This is a genomic window from Sulfitobacter sp. 1A13368, assembly GCF_043557275.1.
Taxonomy (GTDB): Bacteria; Pseudomonadota; Alphaproteobacteria; order Rhodobacterales; family Rhodobacteraceae; genus Sulfitobacter; species Sulfitobacter faviae.
On record NZ_JBIFFR010000002.1, the window covers coordinates 84,666 to 102,053 of the forward strand.

At 62.3% G+C, this 17,388-nt stretch carries 21 protein-coding genes and 1 tRNA gene; 10 read left to right on the forward strand and 12 right to left on the reverse strand.

The features are described from left to right. Positions 1-189 (reverse strand): DUF6324 family protein, encoded by a 189-nt coding sequence (locus tag ACGYK4_RS03950; RefSeq protein ID WP_209219317.1) that lies wholly within the window; start codon positions 187-189, stop codon positions 1-3. Between the two features lie 337 nt (positions 190-526). Between ACGYK4_RS03950 and ACGYK4_RS03955 the strand changes: the two genes are divergently transcribed. Further along, positions 527-603 (forward strand) — tRNA-His (locus ACGYK4_RS03955). 172 nt (positions 604-775) lie between these two features. After that, on the forward strand, positions 776-1,231 hold the full coding sequence (locus ACGYK4_RS03960) for a PRC-barrel domain-containing protein (RefSeq protein ID WP_394455197.1): 456 nt from the start codon (positions 776-778) through the stop codon (positions 1,229-1,231). 78 nt (positions 1,232-1,309) lie between these two features. Here ACGYK4_RS03960 and ACGYK4_RS03965 read toward each other — a convergent pair whose 3' ends face one another. Both ACGYK4_RS03965 and ACGYK4_RS03970 read right to left on the reverse strand, forming a co-directional pair. Then, entirely contained in the window at positions 1,310-1,792 is a 483-nt protein-coding gene (locus ACGYK4_RS03965; RefSeq protein ID WP_394455199.1) for a PaaI family thioesterase, read from the reverse strand. An 81-nt stretch (positions 1,793-1,873) separates the two neighbouring features. Continuing rightward, positions 1,874-2,740: a methylenetetrahydrofolate reductase gene (locus ACGYK4_RS03970; protein WP_394455201.1), complete on the reverse strand. Its 867-nt coding sequence runs from the start codon at positions 2,738-2,740 to the stop codon at positions 1,874-1,876. A gap of 94 nt (positions 2,741-2,834) precedes the next feature. On the opposite strand from ACGYK4_RS03970, the gene ACGYK4_RS03975 reads away from it, so the two are divergent. Further along, complete coding sequence (locus ACGYK4_RS03975; RefSeq protein ID WP_394455202.1) at positions 2,835-3,740, forward strand: LysR family transcriptional regulator; 906 nt, start codon at positions 2,835-2,837, stop codon at positions 3,738-3,740. Positions 3,741-3,958: 218 nt separating this feature from the next. Here ACGYK4_RS03975 and ACGYK4_RS03980 read toward each other — a convergent pair whose 3' ends face one another. Continuing rightward, positions 3,959-4,999 carry an NADP-dependent oxidoreductase gene (locus ACGYK4_RS03980; protein WP_394455204.1) on the reverse strand — a complete coding sequence of 347 codons (1,041 nt, stop codon included), beginning with the start codon at positions 4,997-4,999 and terminating at the stop codon, positions 3,959-3,961. Between the two features lie 167 nt (positions 5,000-5,166). Here ACGYK4_RS03980 and ACGYK4_RS03985 point away from each other — a divergent pair, with 167 nt between their 5' ends. After that, positions 5,167-5,952 carry an inositol monophosphatase family protein gene (locus tag ACGYK4_RS03985; RefSeq protein WP_067264836.1) on the forward strand — a complete coding sequence of 262 codons (786 nt, stop codon included), beginning with the start codon at positions 5,167-5,169 and terminating at the stop codon, positions 5,950-5,952. On the opposite strand, the gene ACGYK4_RS03990 is transcribed toward ACGYK4_RS03985, so the two are convergent. After that, entirely contained in the window at positions 5,953-6,243 is a 291-nt protein-coding gene (locus ACGYK4_RS03990; protein WP_394455206.1) for a DUF6476 family protein, read from the reverse strand. Here ACGYK4_RS03990 and ACGYK4_RS03995 point away from each other — a divergent pair. Continuing rightward, positions 6,242-7,288 carry an RluA family pseudouridine synthase gene (locus ACGYK4_RS03995; protein ID WP_394413068.1) on the forward strand — a complete coding sequence of 349 codons (1,047 nt, stop codon included), beginning with the start codon at positions 6,242-6,244 and terminating at the stop codon, positions 7,286-7,288. The two genes, ACGYK4_RS03990 and ACGYK4_RS03995, sit on opposite strands and share 2 nt — an antisense overlap. Positions 7,289-7,461: 173 nt before the next feature. Beyond that, on the forward strand, positions 7,462-8,358 hold the full coding sequence (gene rpoH / locus ACGYK4_RS04000) for an RNA polymerase sigma factor RpoH (RefSeq protein ID WP_067262445.1): 897 nt from the start codon (positions 7,462-7,464) through the stop codon (positions 8,356-8,358). Positions 8,359-8,414: 56 nt separating this feature from the next. Here rpoH and ACGYK4_RS04005 read toward each other — a convergent pair whose 3' ends face one another. Then, a complete protein-coding gene (locus tag ACGYK4_RS04005) occupies positions 8,415-9,050 on the reverse strand; it encodes a GntR family transcriptional regulator (RefSeq protein WP_394455208.1) in 636 nt (211 codons plus the stop codon). A gap of 87 nt (positions 9,051-9,137) precedes the next feature. Here ACGYK4_RS04005 and ACGYK4_RS04010 point away from each other — a divergent pair, with 87 nt between their 5' ends. From ACGYK4_RS04010 to ACGYK4_RS04020, 3 genes are all read left to right on the forward strand, one after another. Then, positions 9,138-9,698, forward strand: coding sequence for a hypothetical protein (locus tag ACGYK4_RS04010; RefSeq protein WP_394455210.1), 561 nt, complete (start codon positions 9,138-9,140; stop codon positions 9,696-9,698). A 200-nt stretch (positions 9,699-9,898) separates the two neighbouring features. Then, positions 9,899-10,285, forward strand: coding sequence for a hypothetical protein (locus ACGYK4_RS04015; RefSeq protein WP_394455212.1), 387 nt, complete (start codon positions 9,899-9,901; stop codon positions 10,283-10,285). A gap of 166 nt (positions 10,286-10,451) precedes the next feature. Then, entirely contained in the window at positions 10,452-10,721 is a 270-nt protein-coding gene (locus tag ACGYK4_RS04020) for a DksA/TraR family C4-type zinc finger protein (RefSeq protein ID WP_067262455.1), read from the forward strand. Between the two features lie 2 nt (positions 10,722-10,723). Here the strand turns inward: ACGYK4_RS04020 and ACGYK4_RS04025 are convergent, their stop codons facing one another. The 6 genes from ACGYK4_RS04025 to ACGYK4_RS04050 all read right to left on the reverse strand — a co-directional run bounded on the left by ACGYK4_RS04025 (position 10,724) and on the right by ACGYK4_RS04050 (position 16,750). Beyond that, on the reverse strand, positions 10,724-10,966 hold the full coding sequence (locus ACGYK4_RS04025) for a hypothetical protein (RefSeq protein ID WP_067262457.1): 243 nt from the start codon (positions 10,964-10,966) through the stop codon (positions 10,724-10,726). Next, positions 10,966-12,786 (reverse strand): M3 family oligoendopeptidase, encoded by a 1,821-nt coding sequence (locus tag ACGYK4_RS04030; protein ID WP_394433444.1) that lies wholly within the window; start codon positions 12,784-12,786, stop codon positions 10,966-10,968. Before ACGYK4_RS04030 ends, ACGYK4_RS04025 begins: the two co-directional genes overlap by 1 nt. Positions 12,787-12,842: 56 nt before the next feature. After that, the gene (locus tag ACGYK4_RS04035) at positions 12,843-14,441 is read right to left on the reverse strand and encodes an ATP-dependent DNA ligase (RefSeq protein WP_394455213.1); all 1,599 of its coding nucleotides are present in this window, start codon (positions 14,439-14,441) and stop codon (positions 12,843-12,845) included. Continuing rightward, complete coding sequence (locus ACGYK4_RS04040; RefSeq protein WP_394434184.1) at positions 14,438-15,442, reverse strand: ligase-associated DNA damage response exonuclease; 1,005 nt, start codon at positions 15,440-15,442, stop codon at positions 14,438-14,440. Before ACGYK4_RS04040 ends, ACGYK4_RS04035 begins: the two co-directional genes overlap by 4 nt. A gap of 70 nt (positions 15,443-15,512) precedes the next feature. Further along, positions 15,513-16,460 carry an alpha/beta fold hydrolase gene (locus tag ACGYK4_RS04045; RefSeq protein ID WP_394455215.1) on the reverse strand — a complete coding sequence of 316 codons (948 nt, stop codon included), beginning with the start codon at positions 16,458-16,460 and terminating at the stop codon, positions 15,513-15,515. Continuing rightward, positions 16,460-16,750 carry an SCP2 sterol-binding domain-containing protein gene (locus tag ACGYK4_RS04050; protein ID WP_067262473.1) on the reverse strand — a complete coding sequence of 97 codons (291 nt, stop codon included), beginning with the start codon at positions 16,748-16,750 and terminating at the stop codon, positions 16,460-16,462. Before ACGYK4_RS04050 ends, ACGYK4_RS04045 begins: the two co-directional genes overlap by 1 nt. A gap of 74 nt (positions 16,751-16,824) precedes the next feature. Between ACGYK4_RS04050 and ACGYK4_RS04055 the strand changes: the two genes are divergently transcribed. After that, the gene (locus tag ACGYK4_RS04055; RefSeq protein ID WP_394455217.1) at positions 16,825-17,382 is read left to right on the forward strand and encodes a hypothetical protein; all 558 of its coding nucleotides are present in this window, start codon (positions 16,825-16,827) and stop codon (positions 17,380-17,382) included. Positions 17,383-17,388: the final 6 nt, after the last annotated feature.

Sequence of the window (17,388 nt, forward strand, 5' to 3'; positions counted from 1 at the left end):
TTAGCGCCCTTTTTTGCCTGCGCGGTTTGCGGCGGCCATGATCTCTTCCGCGATTTCGCGGGCTTCTTCCGGGGTGAAATCCATCGGAATTTCAACGCCGCCGCCTTCGACGAAAAGGCGGACCATGCCCTTGTCTGTCGGGCCGATTTGCAGGTTTGCTTCGATGTCGCGTTCGGTGTCGATGCCCATGGGAGCCTCCGGTTTGGTGGGGCTTATCGCTAGCGCGGCATGGGCGAAAAGGCAAGATATCTTGGCGGGTTGCGGCGCAGGGCAGGGGGCGCTTTGGCCTTAGGTGACGGGCGCGTCATCACCATTTTGCACGAGGGCGGGGTGCCGTTCGGGGGGATCGGGAGATTGCTGCGATGCGCAGCTTGGAGACCGAGGGCGGAATCGCCGCGTAATCCACCTGCGTTTCCCGCATGAGTGCCGATGACACAGGGCGCGCGAAAAATCTGACGCAAACCGGCATTTCTTCTGACTTTGAGGTCTTGCATTCCTCCGCCACGGGCGCTAAATCCGCCCCAGTGCCGCCTTAGCTCAGTTGGTTAGAGCGCTTGATTGTGGATCAAGAGGTCCCTGGTTCGAGACCAGGAGGTGGTACCATCCCCCCAAATTTCATTCTACCTCCGCCTTGGGGCGAACTGCCTTTTTTGCGGCGCGCCGCATAACGCTGCCGGCGCGCTGGCACCCTAACCCATAGTAAATTTTAGATTTTCTGGAACGTTCTGTCCGAGCTTTCGTTGTGACCATAGCAAATAACGAAGAGGAGAGAGACATGAAAACGCTTACAGCCAGCACCCTTGCCCTGACACTCGCAGGCACCGCCGCTTTCGCTGAAACGCATATGACCGACTATTCGAACGTCGACAGCATGCAGATGAACGAAATGCGCGGCGATCTGATCCGCTCGCGCGACATCACCGGCGGTGAGATCTACACCCTCAACGAAGCCGGCGACGAATGGAGCCCAAACACGGCCTATAACGAAATCGGCGGCGACTGGAACGAGATCGGTGAAATCGAAGACATCGTTCTGTCCAAAAACGGCCAGATGGTCGGCATCGTGGCCGAGGTCGGTGGTTTCCTCGATATCGGTGACAAACACGTCATGATCTCGACACCCGATGTGAACCTCGTGGCCGTCGATGACCAAACCTACGCCTATGTCACGCGTCTGAGCGAAGAAGAGCTCGAAGCGCTGCCCGGCGTTGACGAAGGCTTCTGGGATTAATTTGGGCGGTTGACGCTTAAGTTGAATTCTTGGGCCCCGGCGTGGAACCTTCCGCGCCGGGGTTCTTCGTGAATGGACTTAGCCCAGCTTCATCACGATGCAGGTGGTGGAGCCTGTGGCATAAAGCTTGCCATCCTCGACGCCGCGAATCTCGCCATGTGCGACACCGGTCGAACGGCCCACATGATCGGTCACCCCGATACAGTCGATCTCCATGCCCAGGGGCAGACCACGCAGGATATTAATCTTGTATTCCAGAGTGGTGTAGACCGAGCCGCGCGGCACCTTTGTCATCACCGCGCAGGCCATCGCTGAATCGAGCAGCGTGCCGTACCAACCGCCGTGCACCGTCCCCATCGGGTTCGTCATGGCAAAGCTCGGCGCGCCGCGAAAGACGATGCGGCCCTCTTCGACCGAATGCAGCGCATAGCCCATGGTCTGGCCGATGGGCGGGCCGGGGTTGGTGCGATCGAGAATGGCCTGCATGAACTCCAGCCCCGAAAGCTTGAGCGCTTCGGATTGGGACAAAAGGTCAGCAGGGCTTTGGGCGATGCGGGGCATGGTCTTCTCCGGCAAGTAAGTTTCGCCGGAGGATACGCTCGCGCGGGGCAGGGGCAAGCCCCCCTGCCAGAGGGGCGGCGCTTACGCGACGTCCGAGAGATCGACCTGCGGGGTCACACCGATGGCGCGGCAGACGTCGCGGGTGAGTTCCGCGCGGTTGAGCGTGTAGAAATGCAGCGCGTCCACGCCTTCATCGATCAACTCGCTGCACAGTTCGGTGCACATGGCTTGGGCCAGCAGGTCGTGCCGGTCATCGCGGATCGCGGCCTCATAGGCTTGGTCGACCCATTCCGGGACCGGCGTGCCGCATTTGATGGCGAACTTGCGGGCCGAGGTCCAGTTCACCACCGGCAGGATGCCCGGCGTGATCGGCTTGTCGATGCCTGCTTTCACACAGGCATCGCGGAAACGCAGGAAGGTCTCCGCCTCAAAGAAGAACTGGGTCAGGGCCTCATCCGCGCCTGCGTCGAACTTGCGCTTGAGCCAGTCGATATTCGCCTGCTGGTCCGCCGCCTCGGGGTGCGGATCGGGGTAGGCGCCGACGCGGATTGTGAATTTGCCGGTTTTCGCCAGCGCCTCGATTAGCTCGCAGCTGTCGGCGAAGCCTTCGGGATGCGGCACGAACTTGTCAGTGCCCGCTTGTGGGTCACCGCGCAGGGCTACGATGTCTTTGATGCCCGCTTCGGCGAATTTATCGGCCACGTCCAGCGTTTCCGCCCGGCTGGCGCCGACACAGGTCAGGTGGCCTGCGACAGGCAGGCCCGAGGTGCGGTGCAGCACATGCGCCGAATCATGGGTGAGATCGCGCGTCGTGCCACCCGCGCCGTAGGTGACGGAGAAGAAGCGCGGGGCCAGCGGGGCCAATGCCTGCGCCGCATCCCACAGTTTGAACGCCGCGCCAACGGTGCGGGGCGGGAAGACTTCGAAGGAAACGGCAGGGGTGGTCATTGAGAGATCCTTTTGACGGTTTCACGTCTTGTCTCATATCTAGGCTTGTGAGACAAACTCATAACATTCATCTTGAACATGAGTAATGCCTCAAATGCACATTGAGTTCCGTCACCTGCGCACGATCAAGGCCATCCACGAAGCGGGCGGCTTGGCCCGCGCGGCGGATCAGATGAATATCACGCAGTCGGCCTTAAGTCACCAAGTAAAGGGGTTAGAGGATCAGGCGGGGGTCGAACTCTTTGTGCGGCGTTCGAAACCGTTGAAGTTATCGCCCGCCGGGCAGCGGCTGTTGAAGCTCGCACAGCAGGTCTTGCCGCAGGTCGAAGCCTTGCAGGACGAGTTTTCGGGCCTGCGGGCGGGCAGCACGGGGCGGATGCACATTGCGATCGAATGTCACGCCTGTTTCGAGTGGCTCTTCCCTGTGTTGGAGCAGTTCCGCCGCCATTGGCCGGATGTGGATGTCGATATCCGCCCCGGTCTCGCCTTCGACGCGCTGCCTGCGCTTTTGCGGGAAGAGGTTGATTTGGTGGTCTCCTCGGACCCTGAGGAATTGCCGGGCGTCGAATTTGTCGAACTCTTTGATTACAATCCGGTTTTCGTGGCTTCGCAGAACCACCCTTTGGCGGAAAAGTCCTTTGTCGAGGCGGCTGATTTTCGCGGGGAGACATTGATTACCTATCCGGTGGAACGGACCCGGCTGGACGTGTTCAGCCAGTTGTTGATCCCCGCCAAGGTCGAGCCTGCGACGATCCGGCAGGTGGAACTGACGGCGGTGATCCTGTTGCTGGTGGCGTCCAACCGCGGGGTCTCGGTCCTGCCGGATTGGGTGGTGCGGGAGGTGAAATATTCCTCCGATTACGTCACGCGGCCTTTGACGGCCGAGGGGATTACACGGCGGCTTTATGCAGCGGTGCGGCGGGATGATCTGGGCAAGCCGTTCATGGATGAGTTGTTGAAGCTGGCCGGGCAGGAGGCGCGGAAGTTGCAGCGGGCCTGAGCGGGGTGCCGAGGGCCAGCGCTTGCCCGTGGGTGGGCGATCTGACCGTGGTTCATGCCGCTTTATGGTTCAGCCATGACGCACGGACGCGAAGTTGCACCAAGCCTTTCTAAATCGCCTACCCGGGGACGGGCAAGCGATGGCCCGGCCCTGCGGCTTGGCTCCGGGCGGGTGGGTGAACGCGCCGTTCCACAAGGCGGAACGACGCACTCCAACGTTTACTTCACCTTAACGATGGCCTTGCCCGTGTTCCCGCCATTCAGCATGTCGATGAAGGCCTGTGGCGCATTCTCCAGCCCTTCGGTGATGTCCTCTTTCACCTTTACGCGGCCATCGGCGACCATCGGCGCCACTTCGCGCTGGAACTTCGGCATCTGGTCCCAGTGGTTCGAGATGATGAAGCCGCGCACGGTGAGGAAGTTCACCAAAATCGTGCGCCACAGCCGCGGCGCGGTGAGGCCAGCGCCTTCGGCATCGGCACCCAGCCCACCTGCGTTATACCACGCGATCATGCCGCAAAGCGGGATCCGGCCATGGGGGTTCATCAGCGGCAGCACCGCGTCCAGCACCTTGCCGCCGACGTTTTCGTAATAGATATCAATGCCATCCGGCGCAGCCTCTTTCAGCGCGGCACGCAGGGATTTGGCATCGTCATAGGCGCGGTGATCAAGGCAGACGTCAAAGCCGAAATCGCGGGTGGCGATCTCGCATTTCTCGGCGCCGCCTGCGATGCCCACAGTGCGCAGCCCTTTGGCCTTGGCCAATTGCCCCACGATCGAGCCGACGGGGCCGGTGGCTGCGGCCACGACGAGGGTCTCGCCCTCTTTCGGTTGGCCGATGTCGTTCAAACCGTACCAGCCGGTCAGGCCGGGCATGCCCAGCACGCCGAGGGAGGCGGTGATCGGCGCGCCTTCGGCATCGACCTTCTGACATTGTTTCGCCGGGGCGACGCCATGGGTGGCCCAGCCGAAGGCGCCAAAGGCAAAATCGCCCTCGGCGAAGCTCGGGTCATTCGAGGCGATCACCTTGCCCACGCTGCCGCCTTCCATCAGCCCGCCGATGGGCACAGGTTCGGCATAGGACTTCGCATCGTCCATCCGGCCCCGCATATAGGGGTCGAGCGACATGTAATGCACTTCGACCAGAATTTCGCCGTCGCCCGGCTGGGGGATATCCGCGCTTTCAAGGCGGAAGTTCTCGGGCGTCGGTGCGCCATCGGGGCGGGAGGCGAGGACGATTCTCTGCATCTGGTCGGACATGGGGTTTCCTTCGTGCTGGTTGCTACAGCGTCCAAGGTGTTCCCTCGCGCTCTGAATGCAACCCGTGAGGCGCGCAAGAATCAATGAGCGGTGCAGGTTTCTGCCCCCTTGGCAATTGCGCTCTTGCGCCCTATACGTCCCGCCTTATCCATCAAAGGGCGCGAACAATGATCGGCAGTGCGAATCTCAACATCATGATCAAGGCGGCACGCAAAGCGGGGCGTGCATTGGTCAAGGATTTCCGCGAGGTCGAGAACCTTCAGGTCTCGGTCAAGGGCGCGGGCGATTTCGTGACCAAGGCCGACATCGGCGCCGAGAAGATCATCAAAGACGACCTGATGGGCGCGCGCCCGACCTATGGCTGGCTGGCCGAAGAGGGGGGCGAGGAAGAGGGCCAAGACCCGACCCGTCGCTGGATCGTCGACCCGCTGGATGGCACGACCAACTTTCTGCACGGTCTGCCGCATTGGGCCATCTCCATCGCGTTGGAGCATAAGGGCGAGATCGTCGCCGGTGTGGTCTTTGACCCCGCCAAGGACGAGATGTTCTTTGCCGAGAAGGGCACCGGCGCTTGGATGAACGAAGGGCGCCTGCGGGTTTCGGGCCGTCACCGCATGATCGAGTCGATCTTTGCCACGGGTCTGCCTTTCGGGGGCCGTGCCGATCTGCCTGAAACGCTCAAGGATTTGGGCCGCCTGCTGCCCGTCTGCGCCGGTGTGCGCCGCTGGGGCGCGGCATCGCTCGATCTCGCCTATGTCGCCTCGGGCCGTTACGATGGCTTCTGGGAGCGTCGTCTGAAGCCATGGGATGTGGCCGCGGGCATGTTGATCGTTAAAGAGGCCGGTGGCCTTGTCGAGCCGATCCGGCCTGAGCGCAACATCCTGCAACATGGTGAGATCATCTGCGCGAACGAGCCGATCTATTCGACCTTCGCCAAAACGATCCGCGGCTGATCACTCGATCACGACCGTCTGGCGCAATGCGCCGGTCAGCTGGTCAAAGATCAGGATCTCATCCGCATCCGTCACCACCGCATACCAGCCGCGGCCTTGCGTAAACGCTTGGGCGCTGCTGCCATCGGGCAGGATGATGCTGCGCGGCATGGTCGGGCCCTGATCGCTCAGGCGGGTGACAAGCACGAAGATCAGCACTAGAACCCCGCCAATCATCACGACGGTCAAGACCGTCACCATCCGCCGCAGAAACCGCAGGTTCGCCGGCTCATCAGGGTTGTCCGTGTCCATGTCTCACCGCCGCATTGATTTCATTCTGAACGATAGCCCGCCCGCCCGTCTTGATAAAGCGCTGGCCCGCGATGTGCCAGAGGAAGCGAACCTGTCGCGCACCCGTTTGGGCCGTTTGATCACCGAAGGCGCTGTCACGCTGGACGGTGTCGTGGTCCAAGACCCCCGCGCCAAGGTGGCCGAAGGGCAGGCGGTGCAGATCACGGTCGAAGAGGCGGCGGAAAGCCATATCCTGCCCGAAGACATCCCGCTGTCGGTGGTGTTCGAGGACGACGATCTGATCGTGATCGACAAACCTGCGGGCATGGTGGTGCATCCTGCGCCCGGCTCTCCATCTGGCACGCTGGTTAACGCATTGTTAGCACATTGCGGTGATGATCTATCCGGCGTGGGCGGCATGAAGCGGCCCGGCATCGTGCACCGGATTGATAAGGACACTACGGGGCTGCTGGTCGTCGCGAAATCTGATGCGGCGCATCACGGGCTGGCGGCGCAATTCGAGAAACATACCGTAGAGCGGTATTACCAGACCCTCGTCTATGGGGTGCCGGATGCCAATGACCCGCGCCTGCGGGGCGTCAAAGGCGCGTCTTTCGAGGCGGGGAATATCCTGCGGATGACCACCCAACTGGCGCGGCACAAGACCGACCGCCAGCGGCAGGCGGTGCTGTTTCAAGGCGGGCGGCACGCGGTGACCCGGGCCCGCACGGTCGAGCGTTTCGGCACTCCGCCCGTGCTGGCGCTGCTGGAATGCTGGCTTGAGACGGGTCGCACGCACCAAATCCGCGTGCATATGTCCCACGCGGGCCATGGGCTGGTGGGGGATGCCACCTATGGCGGGCGGCGCAAGCTGGCCAAGACGGCCTTGCCTGAGGCCACCGCCGAAGCAATCCGTGCCTTCCCCCGCCAAGCGCTGCACGCCGCCGTTCTGGGGTTCGAACATCCAGTAACCGGTGAAAACCTGCGTTTCGAAGCACCCCTGCCGCCCGATATGGCGGCCCTGCTGGACCTGCTACGCGACGGCCCCACCGCCCCATCGGCGTGACCCCGCCACCCCGCGGAACCGCCTAAGGATCGGTTACGTTTTGTTCACAGAAACTGTGCAGTCATGAACAAAAGCGTGAATGCTTCTGTCTTGAAAGCACGAAGGGGGCCGCCCATATTGCATGTTAAGCGAAATAACATAGGCCCCGATTAAACTGGGGAAAGGGACAAGACATGGCAAATTATGCAAATCTGCCCGCACCAACGCCCGAAGGTGGGCTGAACCGCTATATGCAAGAGATCCGCAAGTTCCCGCTGCTGGAGCCTGAGGAAGAATACATGTTGGCCAAACGCTGGGTCGAAGAGCAAGACACCGAAGCTGCGCATAAGATGGTCACCTCTCACCTGCGCCTCGCGGCGAAGATCGCGATGGGCTACCGCGGCTATGGATTGCCGCAGTCCGAGGTGATCTCGGAAGCGAACGTCGGCCTGATGCAGGCGGTGAAACGTTTCGATCCTGAGAAGGGCTTCCGCCTTGCCACCTATGCGATGTGGTGGATTCGCGCCTCCATTCAGGAATACATCCTCCGGTCGTGGTCACTGGTTAAGCTCGGCACGACCTCGGGTCAGAAAAAGCTGTTCTTCAACCTGCGTAAGGCCAAGAACAAGATTGGCGCGCTGGAAGAGGGCGATCTGCGCCCTGAAAACGTGAAAGAGATCGCGACTCAGCTCGGCGTGACCGAGGATGAGGTCGTCTCCATGAACCGCCGGATGTCGGGCGGGGATGCCTCGCTCAACGCGACTGTCGGGTCCGAAGGCGAAGGCACGATGCAGTGGCAAGATTGGTTGGAGGATGAAGACGCCGACCAAGCGGGCGACTATGCGGAGCGTGACGAGCTGGAAACCCGGCGTGAGATGCTGGCAGAGGCTTTGGACGTGCTGAACGAGCGCGAGAAGGACATTCTGACCCAGCGTCGCCTGTCGGATGAGACTGTCACGCTCGAAGACCTCTCGGCGCAATACGATGTCAGCCGCGAGCGGATCCGCCAGATCGAAGTGCGCGCCTTCGAGAAGCTGCAAAAGCGGATGCGCGACTTGGCGAAGGAAAAGGGCATGTTGGCGGCCAGCTAACGGCTGAACCAGATGATGCAGAGGGCCCCGCTTCTTTGAAGCGGGGCTTTTCTTTATTAGCTTCGGGATTCGATGAGCTGGCTTTCGAGCCTTGCGACTTCTCCGAAACAGGCGCCGATCGTGCCCGACTGCATCGCCCGGGCAGCGGCTTGCAGCACCGCCCGCAGATGCACGATCTGAGGTTCTGGCGCGGTGTCGAAATCACGCAGGGACCATCTGATCAGCCGCCAATAGGCCGCGCGAAAGGCGTCGCTGAGGATCGGGTTCTCGATCATCTCCGATAGGGCGTTAAAAAGCCGGGCGCGGATGTCGAAAAACGCCTCGGCATTGTCCAGCGGGGCGAGGTCCATCATGCCCAGCATCCCGGCGAGTGGCATGAAGTGCGCCGGTGGGGCGGGGGAGGGCGGTGCACATTTGCCGGCGGCTTCGATAATCGCCACAGCCGCGCGAATGTCATTCGCGCGCATGGGCGCGTCCAGAGGGGTCACAACAGACCCCACGCCGGATTTCACGGCGATCATGCGTTCATAGGCCAAACGTTGCAACGCTTGCCGGGTGGGCGTGCGGGACACGCCGAAACGCTGGGCGAGGGCCACCTCATGCAGCATGCCGTCGGCGATATTGCGGTTCAGGCAGATGTCCGTCCGAAGCGCCTCTGCAATCGCCGCGCTGGATTTGACTTGGGTAGACATTGCCCGGCATCCTTCGTCTGTTCGATTTTACCTATTTAACATGTATACAGGTGCTCCTGCTGTCACTCAAATTCTATGGATGTTTTTATGTCTCGTGATGTGCCTTTTTTCGATCCTGAAGCGACCTCGATACGCGCCGTTATCCCCACGCCCCGCGGCGGGCATGTGGCGATGACGGGTTTTCCGGGGCTGTTGACCCATGTGGATGGCAGCGCTTACCTCGATCCTCAACAGATGCGGGAAACCTTGGAAGGCCTGCGCGCGGCTGGGGCGCGTGAGTTGCTGGTTCTTACCGAGGAGGTCGAGCTTCCTGACGGAGCTTTTCCCCTGATTTCACAGACTTCACGGTCTCTTGGCCTAAAACTCTCCTTCGCCCCAATCGAAGATTTTAACGTCCCTTGCGATAGATTCCTAGCCGAATGGCCTGCACACCGGGCGCGTTTAGAAGCGGCGCTGAAGGCGGGAGAGACGGTCGCCCTTTCCTGCCAATACGGCGCGGGGCGCAGTGGGCTGATCGCGGCGTGGTTGCTGATCGGGGCCGGAATGCCCGCCGCGGAAGCCATCGCCTTGGTGCGCAGCCATTTCCCCGAAGCGATCGAAAACCGGCTTCAGGAGAACTGGCTGCTAGAGGCCGAAAAGGAGAGATAGACCTCCCTTTCGCATAGGAAATGTGAAAAAAGTTTGGCGAATTATACGATTGCCCCATTGTCGGCAAGTTGTTGCCATATTTGCGCCACATTTGAACTCGACAACATGTATACAGGTTGGGCAAAAGCGGCGCCTCAGGGAACGCAAAGGCCCATAGAAAGGGAAGATAAGCGACCAGACGATTAGGAAGAGGATCAGACATGCCAAGCCGCTCCACCGCGCCAGAAACACCCGGCCCCATCACGTCCCTCAATGCAGGTGACATTCTCCGCCGCAAACGCAGCTATGATCCCGTCACCGTTGGTCACCCGTCCGATGAATGCCCCGTCACACTTACCATCTGTGACGCCCGATTTCACAGTGTACACTATGCCCGCGACTTTGGCCGGGTCGAGGCGATGGTTGAAGTGACCTATACTTGCCATCCCGCCGCCATGCCTCAATGGGTCTACCTGAGCACCAACGTTCCGCTGCGCCCTGCCGGCCAGCGACAAGAGCTTCGCCGACGGCTCATTCAAAGCGCCGTCGCCCTGTCCACCCTGCTAAACCGCTTGAATGGAGGAGATACGACCCTGCGTGCTGCTTGACTCACAGCCCAATGCCTAGCAACTGCACCCCCTTTTGGGGGTGTTTTTTTATTTGCGCGACCCCATCTAATGGCCCTTGGGGCGGGGGACATATCCCGGGTGAGGCCGTGACATGCTGCCGCTGCGGCCCATATCTATGAAGTGAACCGCATGAGGAGGGCGCAACATGGCAGGTGGATGGACACGCGATGGCGCGGTGAGCGAGCAGATCGAAGCCTCCATTTCCGACGAATTGGCGCGGCTAAAAGCGCGCCGCGCGCCAGTGGGCGAGAGCCGCACCCATTGCGCGGAATGCGAAGAGCCGATTCCAGAGGCGCGGCGCATGGCGCTGCCGGGGGTAAAGCTTTGTATCGACTGCGTGCGGGAACGAGACGGGCAGGCGCAGATGCGCGGCGGAATTAATCGGCGTGGCTCGAAAGACAGCCAGTTGAAGTGACCTCAAGGCCGTTCTGCCCGCCGTCTGCGGCGAAGGGAGCGCCAGCGCCGAAATAGCCGCACATCCATCGCCGCCACCATGAGGCCAAGCGGCAGCATCCAGAAGCCGAGGATCGGCAAGAACCCGAGGATGCCGCCACAGATGAGCAGCAGGCCGAGCGCAAATCTAAATCCGGGCGGCACCCGCCGTTGAATCCAGACAAAGAAGGGTGCGAACCTTTCTTTCATGCGCTCGGCGCGGGACATCAGTCCTCCATCGCTTCCAATTCATCGATCATGTCAGAGATCATCGACAGGCCCTTGTCCCAGAAAGCCGGGTCGCTGGCATCAAGGCCAAAGGGGGCGAGCAGTTCTTTGTGGTGCTTCGATCCGCCCGCTTTCAACATGTCGAAATACTTCTCTTCAAAGCCCTTTTCACCTTCCGCGTAGACGGCGTAGAGCGCGTTCACCAGACCGTCGCCAAAGGCATAGGCATAGACGTAGAAGGGCGAATGCACGAAATGCGGGATATAGGCCCAGAAGGTCTCGTAGCCCTCCATATACTCGAAGGCCGGCCCGAGGCTTTCGGCCTGAACGCTCATCCACAGCGCGTTGATGTCGTCGGGTGTCAGCTCCCCGCCGCGGCGCGCCTCGTGCAGTTTGCACTCGAAGTCATAAAAGGCGATCTGGCGCACGACCGTGTTGATCATATCCTCGACCTTGCCCGCCAGCAGCACCTTGCGCTCGGCCTGGGTCTGCGCCTTGTCGAGCATCTTGCGGAAGGTCAGCATCTCGCCGAAGACTGAGGCGGTCTCGGCCAATGTCAGCGGGGTGGAGGAGAGCATTTCGCCCTGATCGGCGGCCAGCACTTGGTGCACGCCGTGGCCCAGCTCATGCGCCAGTGTCATCACGTCGCGCGGTTTGCCGAGGTAGTTCAGCATCACGTAGGGGTGCACGTCTGTCACGGTGGGATGCGCGAAGGCCCCGGGCGCCTTGCCGGGTTTCACGCCCGCGTCGATCCAGCCCTTGGTGAAGAACGGCTTGGCCAGTTCGCCCATACGCGGATCGAAGGCGTTGTAGGCCTCCATCACGGTCGCTTCGGCCTGCGCCCAGTCGACGACCTTGGGGTCTTCCATCGGCAGCGGCGCGTTGCGGTCCCAGACCTGCATCACATCAAGGCCCAGCCATTTGCGCTTGAGCTCATAATAGCGGTGGCTCAGCTTCGGATAGGCTTCGACCACGGCGTTGCGCAGGGCCTCGACGACCTCCGGCTCCACGTGATTGCTGAGGTGACGGCCCGTCTGCGGCGTCTCCATGCCGCGCCAGCGGTCGATCACCTCTTTCTCCTTCACCTGTGTGTTGTGCACGCGGGCAAAGGTGCGGATGTTGCGGCCCAGCACATTGGCCAGTTCCCGCGCACCGGCCTCGCGTTTGGCGCGGTCGGGGTCGGTCAGCAGGTTCAGCGTGCCTTCGATGTTCAGCGTCTCACCGTCGACATCGAACTCCAGCCCGGCGATGGTTTCGTCGAACATCCGCTCCCATGCGTCGCCGACGACGCCGAGGTCATGCAGGAACTTCTCCATCTCGTCCGACAGTTGGTAGGGCTTCATCGCGCGGATGCGGTTGAAGACGGGCTTGTAGCGCGCAAGATCGGGGTTCTCGTCCAGCAATTTGGCGAGGTGATCGTCGGGCAGCTTGTTAAGCTCCAGCGTGAAGAAGACCAACGGCGTGGTGTAATCGGTGATTTTCTCCTGCATGTCGGACATAAACTTGGCCCGGCCCGCGTCGGTGGTCTGCTGGTAGTAGCGCAGGCCGGCGAAGGACATGATGCGCCCGGCGACCTGATTGATTTTCTCGTTGCGCAGCACGCAGTCGAGCAGACCCTTGGCATCGAGCGCGACCAGATTGCCTTCGTAATCGGCGGCGAAGCTGGCGCAGGCTTCCTCCAGCCAGTCGAGGTCGCGTTTCAATTCGGGCGCGTCCTCACTGGTATAGAGATCGCTCAGATCCCATTCCGGCAGATCGCCAAGGTCTTTGCCCCCGGCGCTGGCGTCGGCATCGTGAAGCGGGAAGGGAAGCTGAAACATCGGTGTACCTCATTTGCGTTTCGTCACATCTATGCCTCCGAGCGGGCCGGAACAACCTATCCGTAGATGCGCAGCATTTCTTTCAGATCGTCGAGGGTGTTGGCCTCTTGCAGCGGCTTGTCCTTGCGCCAGCGCAGCATCCGCGGAAAGCGCAGGGCGACGCCGGATTTGTGGCGCGGGCTGGGCTGGATGCCCTCGAAGGCGATCTCGAAAACATGGTGCGGCGTAACCTGCCGCACGGGGCCGAAGCGCTGCTGCGTGTTCTTGCGCACCCATGCGGTGATCTGGCGGAACTCGGCATCGGTGAGGCCGGAGTAGGCCTTGGTGAAGGGCACCAGATCGTTGCCGTTCCAGACCGCGAAGGTGAAATCGGTAAAGAGGTTCGCGCGGCGGCCCGAGCCCGATTGCGCGTAGATCATCACCGCGTCGATGGTCAGCGGGTCGAGCTTCCATTTCCACCAGTCGCCCTTCTTGCGGCCCGAAAGATAGGGGCTGTCCGCGCGTTTCAGCATCAGCCCCTCGGCCTGCGCCTCGCGCGCCGTTTCGCGCAGGGTGGCCAATTCGGCCCAATCAGTGAATTGGTGCTGTGGAGAAAGACGTACGGGCGCGTCGGCGGGAAGATCGGCGGCGGCTTCTTCCAAAAGCGCGCGGCGTTCGGCAAAGGGGCGGTGGCGGATGTCCTCGCCCTGCCATTCCAGCAGGTCATAGGCGTGCAGCACCACCGGCGCGTCCTTGAGCAGCTTCTTGGGGACCGTCTTGCGCCCGATCCGCGCTTGCAGAGCGTTGAAGGAAGACGGGAACTCCGCCCCCGGCTGCCAGACCAGCAATTCGCCATCCAGCACCGTGCCGGGGGGCAGGTGGTCGGCGGCACGGGCGAGTTCGGGGAAACGGTCGGTCATCAACTCTTCGCCGCGCGACCAGACGAAGTAATCCCCGTCGCGCAGGATCAACTGGCCGCGAATGCCGTCCCATTTCCACTCCGCCCGCCAGTCGGTCGGGTCGCCCAAGGCTTCTGGCCCGTCGTCCAGCGCATAGGCGAGGTAGAAGGGATAGGGGCGCGAGGCGTCGGCGCTGGCATCCTCGGCCTCGATCAGGCTGTGCCATGTGACGTCGTCGGGGTGCCAGTTGCCCATCAGGCGGTGCGCCATCTCCGCTTCGGGTCGGCCGGTGGCGCGCGAAAGGGCGCGGGTCATCAGCTTCTGGCTGATGCCAATGCGAAAGCCGCCGGTGATGAGCTTGTTGAAGAGAAACCGCTCGGTGCCGCCGAGTTGCTGCCACGCCGAAAGCACGAATTCCTTGCGCGCCGTGTCGTCGAGATCCTTCAACCCGCGCAGGGCGTTGATCCACGAGGTGAGCGTGCCGGTGTCCTCGCTTTCGACCGGTGGCAGGACCAGCGCGATGGTCTCGGCCAGATCGCCGACGATGGCATAGCTGTCCTCGAAGAGCCACAGCGGCACGCCGGAAGCCTCGGAAGCCCATTCGCGCAGGCGGGTCGTGGTCACGGCGCGTTTCGGGCGGCGGCCTGAGAAAAGCGCGACGGTCCAGAGGCGGTCATCTTCGGCGGCGCTGGTGAAATACTCGGCCAGTGCGGCCACTTTCACCGTGGTCTTGGTGGTCTGGTCGACGGCGTTGAAGAGGGTGGCAAAATCCTTCATTCGCTGTCGCCCCCGTCGCCCTCGAATTGGGTCGGCACGACTTCGGCGTTCCAGCCCTGATCGTTCAAGTATCGCGTGAAGGTATCCGTGTAACCATGCGTAACATATATGTTTTCCGCCCCGGTCTCCCGGATCGCCCAGAGCAGCCCATGCCAATCCGCATGGTCCGAGATGACAAAGCCTCGGTCCCCCGCGCGCCGCCTGCGCACCCCGCGCAGCGCCATCCAGCCCGAGGCGAAGGCGCTCTCCTGCGCGCCGAACCGCCGCGCCCATTGGCTGCCGAGCGCGGAGGGCGGGGCCAGCACCAGCGCGCCGGGATGTTCCTTGGGGTTAAGCTCGGGCGTGACCAGCGTGGTCTCGGTTAGCGCAATGCCTTGGCCGCGCAGCACCTCATTGGTGTTCTCCACCGCCGTGTGGGTCAGGATCGGCCCGATCTCGGGGTCGAGCATCGACAGAAGCCTCTGTGCCTTGCCCAGTGAATAGGCACCGAGGAAAGCGGTCTTGCCCGCCGCCTTGCAGCCCGCCCACCAGTCGTTGATCTGGGCTGCTACCTCGGCCTGTGGCGCCCAACGGAAGACCGGCAGGCCAAAGGTGCTCTCAGTAATGAAATGGTGGCAGCGGACCGGCTCGAAAGCCTCGGACATGCCATCGTCGATCACCTTGTAATCGCCCGAAGCGACCCAGACCTCGCCCGCGACCTCGATGCGGATCTGCGCGCTGCCGGGGACATGGCCCGCGGGGTGGAAGGAGACCGTGGCTCCGCCGATCTGGCGCGTCTCGCCATAGGCGATGCCCTCAATGGCGATCTCGCCCAACCGGTGGCGCATTACGGGGAGCGCAGCATGGGTCGCCAGATAGCTGCCCATCCCGTCGCGGGCGTGGTCGGCGTGGCCATGGGTGATCAGCGCCCGGGCGACGGGGCGCCAGGGGTCGATGTAGAAGTCACCGGCGGCGCAGTAGATGCCGTTTTCGGTGAAGCTGAGGACGGGTTCGCGTGTCATCCAAAGCAATCTAGGCGGCGCGGGCCGATTGCACAGGAAAATGACGCGGGCGCGGGGTTAAGGCGCGGCGTTAACCGGTGATATTGCCCAGATAGAGCTTTTCCAGCCCGTCGAAGATTGGCTTGCGCAACTCGGGCCTCTCCAACAACACCTCATGCTCGCCGCCCGGTACGATCTCAAGCCGCCCGCCTTTCCACTGCGCCATGCGCTTGTGGACGCGGTCGGTGGCGACGATACGCTCGTTGCTGCCAAGGTAGGTGACGCAGGGAATGTTGGGCGCCGAGCGTCCGGCGAGGTGTTTCGTCTCGGCCAGCGCCTCGCGCAGCCAGACGAAGCTGGGGCCGCCGAGGCTCAGCTCCGGGTGGGCGGCCAGTTGATCGCGCATCATCGCGTACATCTGCGGATCGGTGGTCAGCAGGTTGCCTTCGAAAGGGGCGATGGCGGGATAGGCTTCGATCTTGGTGCCAGGGGGCAGGCGGTGGCCCTGTCCGACCCGGGGCATGAACTGCGCCAAGGACCACGCCAGCACGCGCAGATGCGGGACGACATAGATGCCCCACATAGGGCCGGTGAAAGCGACGGCCTGCACCGGCAGCCCTTCCATCACAGCACGCAGGCCGATGCAGCCCCCCATGGAGTGGGCCAGCAGGAAATAGGGGCGCGGCAGGTTCAGGCTGCGCGCGGCGCGCAGCATGGCGGCGACGTCTTTCTGATAGTCGCTGAAAACATCCACATGGCCGACGCGCGCGTCCGGTAAAAGCCGGTCCGACAGTCCCTGACCGCGCCAGTCGATCGCCATGGTGGCAAGGCTGCGCCGCGCAAAATCGGCGGCGCAAAGCCCGTATTTTTCGATATATTCGGTCCGCCCCGGGAAGAGCAGCACCGTGCCCCGCGCGCCTGCGCAGGGCCAATGACCCAGCCTGATCCGCTTGCCATCCGATGTCTCGGCCCAATGGGCTTGGCCCCCATCGGGGCCGGGGGCGATATCGGTGTAGAGCGGGGCCGGGTCCAGATGCATCAGCCGAGAACAGCGGCGAGCTTCATCGCCATGCCCATGTCGCCGTCGATCTTGAGCTTGCCGGTCATGAATGCGGATGTGGGGTTGGTGTCGCCTTCGAGGATGGACTGGAAGGTTTCGGCATCCGCGCTCAGCGTCACGTCGGCCTCTTCGTCCGCCGCGCGCGCGCCGTTTTCGTCCATCATCACGGTGCCTTCACCTTCGATGTCGAACTTGGCCGTGCCGTCAAAATCGCTGCCGGCCAGCTTTTCGTTCAGCACCACTACCGCTTCGTTCACAATATCGCTCATCGCTCGCCCTTTTTTGGCATTTGGCCCCGCTACGTCTGGAATTGCGGCGGCAGCCTGTTACATTCAGTTTTGTTATGCGCATCATACCCGTCAACCTCAAACATACCGTTGCGGCAGTTGGTAGCTTTGTGTTGCTTGCGGGCATGGCCGTGGCCGAGAAGGCCCCGCCCGAGCTGATGCAAAAGCTGCGCGAGGCTCCAGCGGAGGAGGCCCCCAGAATCGCCCATGAGATCGAGGCGCATTGGCAACGCTCCGGTTCGGCTGCGATGGATTTGCTGCTGACGCGGGGGCGGGAGGCCATGGCGGATGGCGATGCACGTCTGGCGATCGAGCATTTAACCGCGCTGACCGATCACGCCCCCGGTTTCGCCGAAGGGTTCCATGCCCGGGCGCAGGCCTATTACGGGGCCGACCTCTATGGCCCCGCGCTGGATGATCTAGAGCGGACGCTGGCGCTGAACCCCGACAACTACAACGCGATCTTCGGCCTTGCCGTGATGATACAGGAGTTCGGAGATTTGGGCAGCGCGGCCGCACTTTACCGCAAGACGCTCGCCCTCAACCCGCATCACGAAGACGCCCGCGCGGCCCTTGAAGGGCTGCGCCGGGACGGCATCGGGCGCGAGCTTTAATTCAAG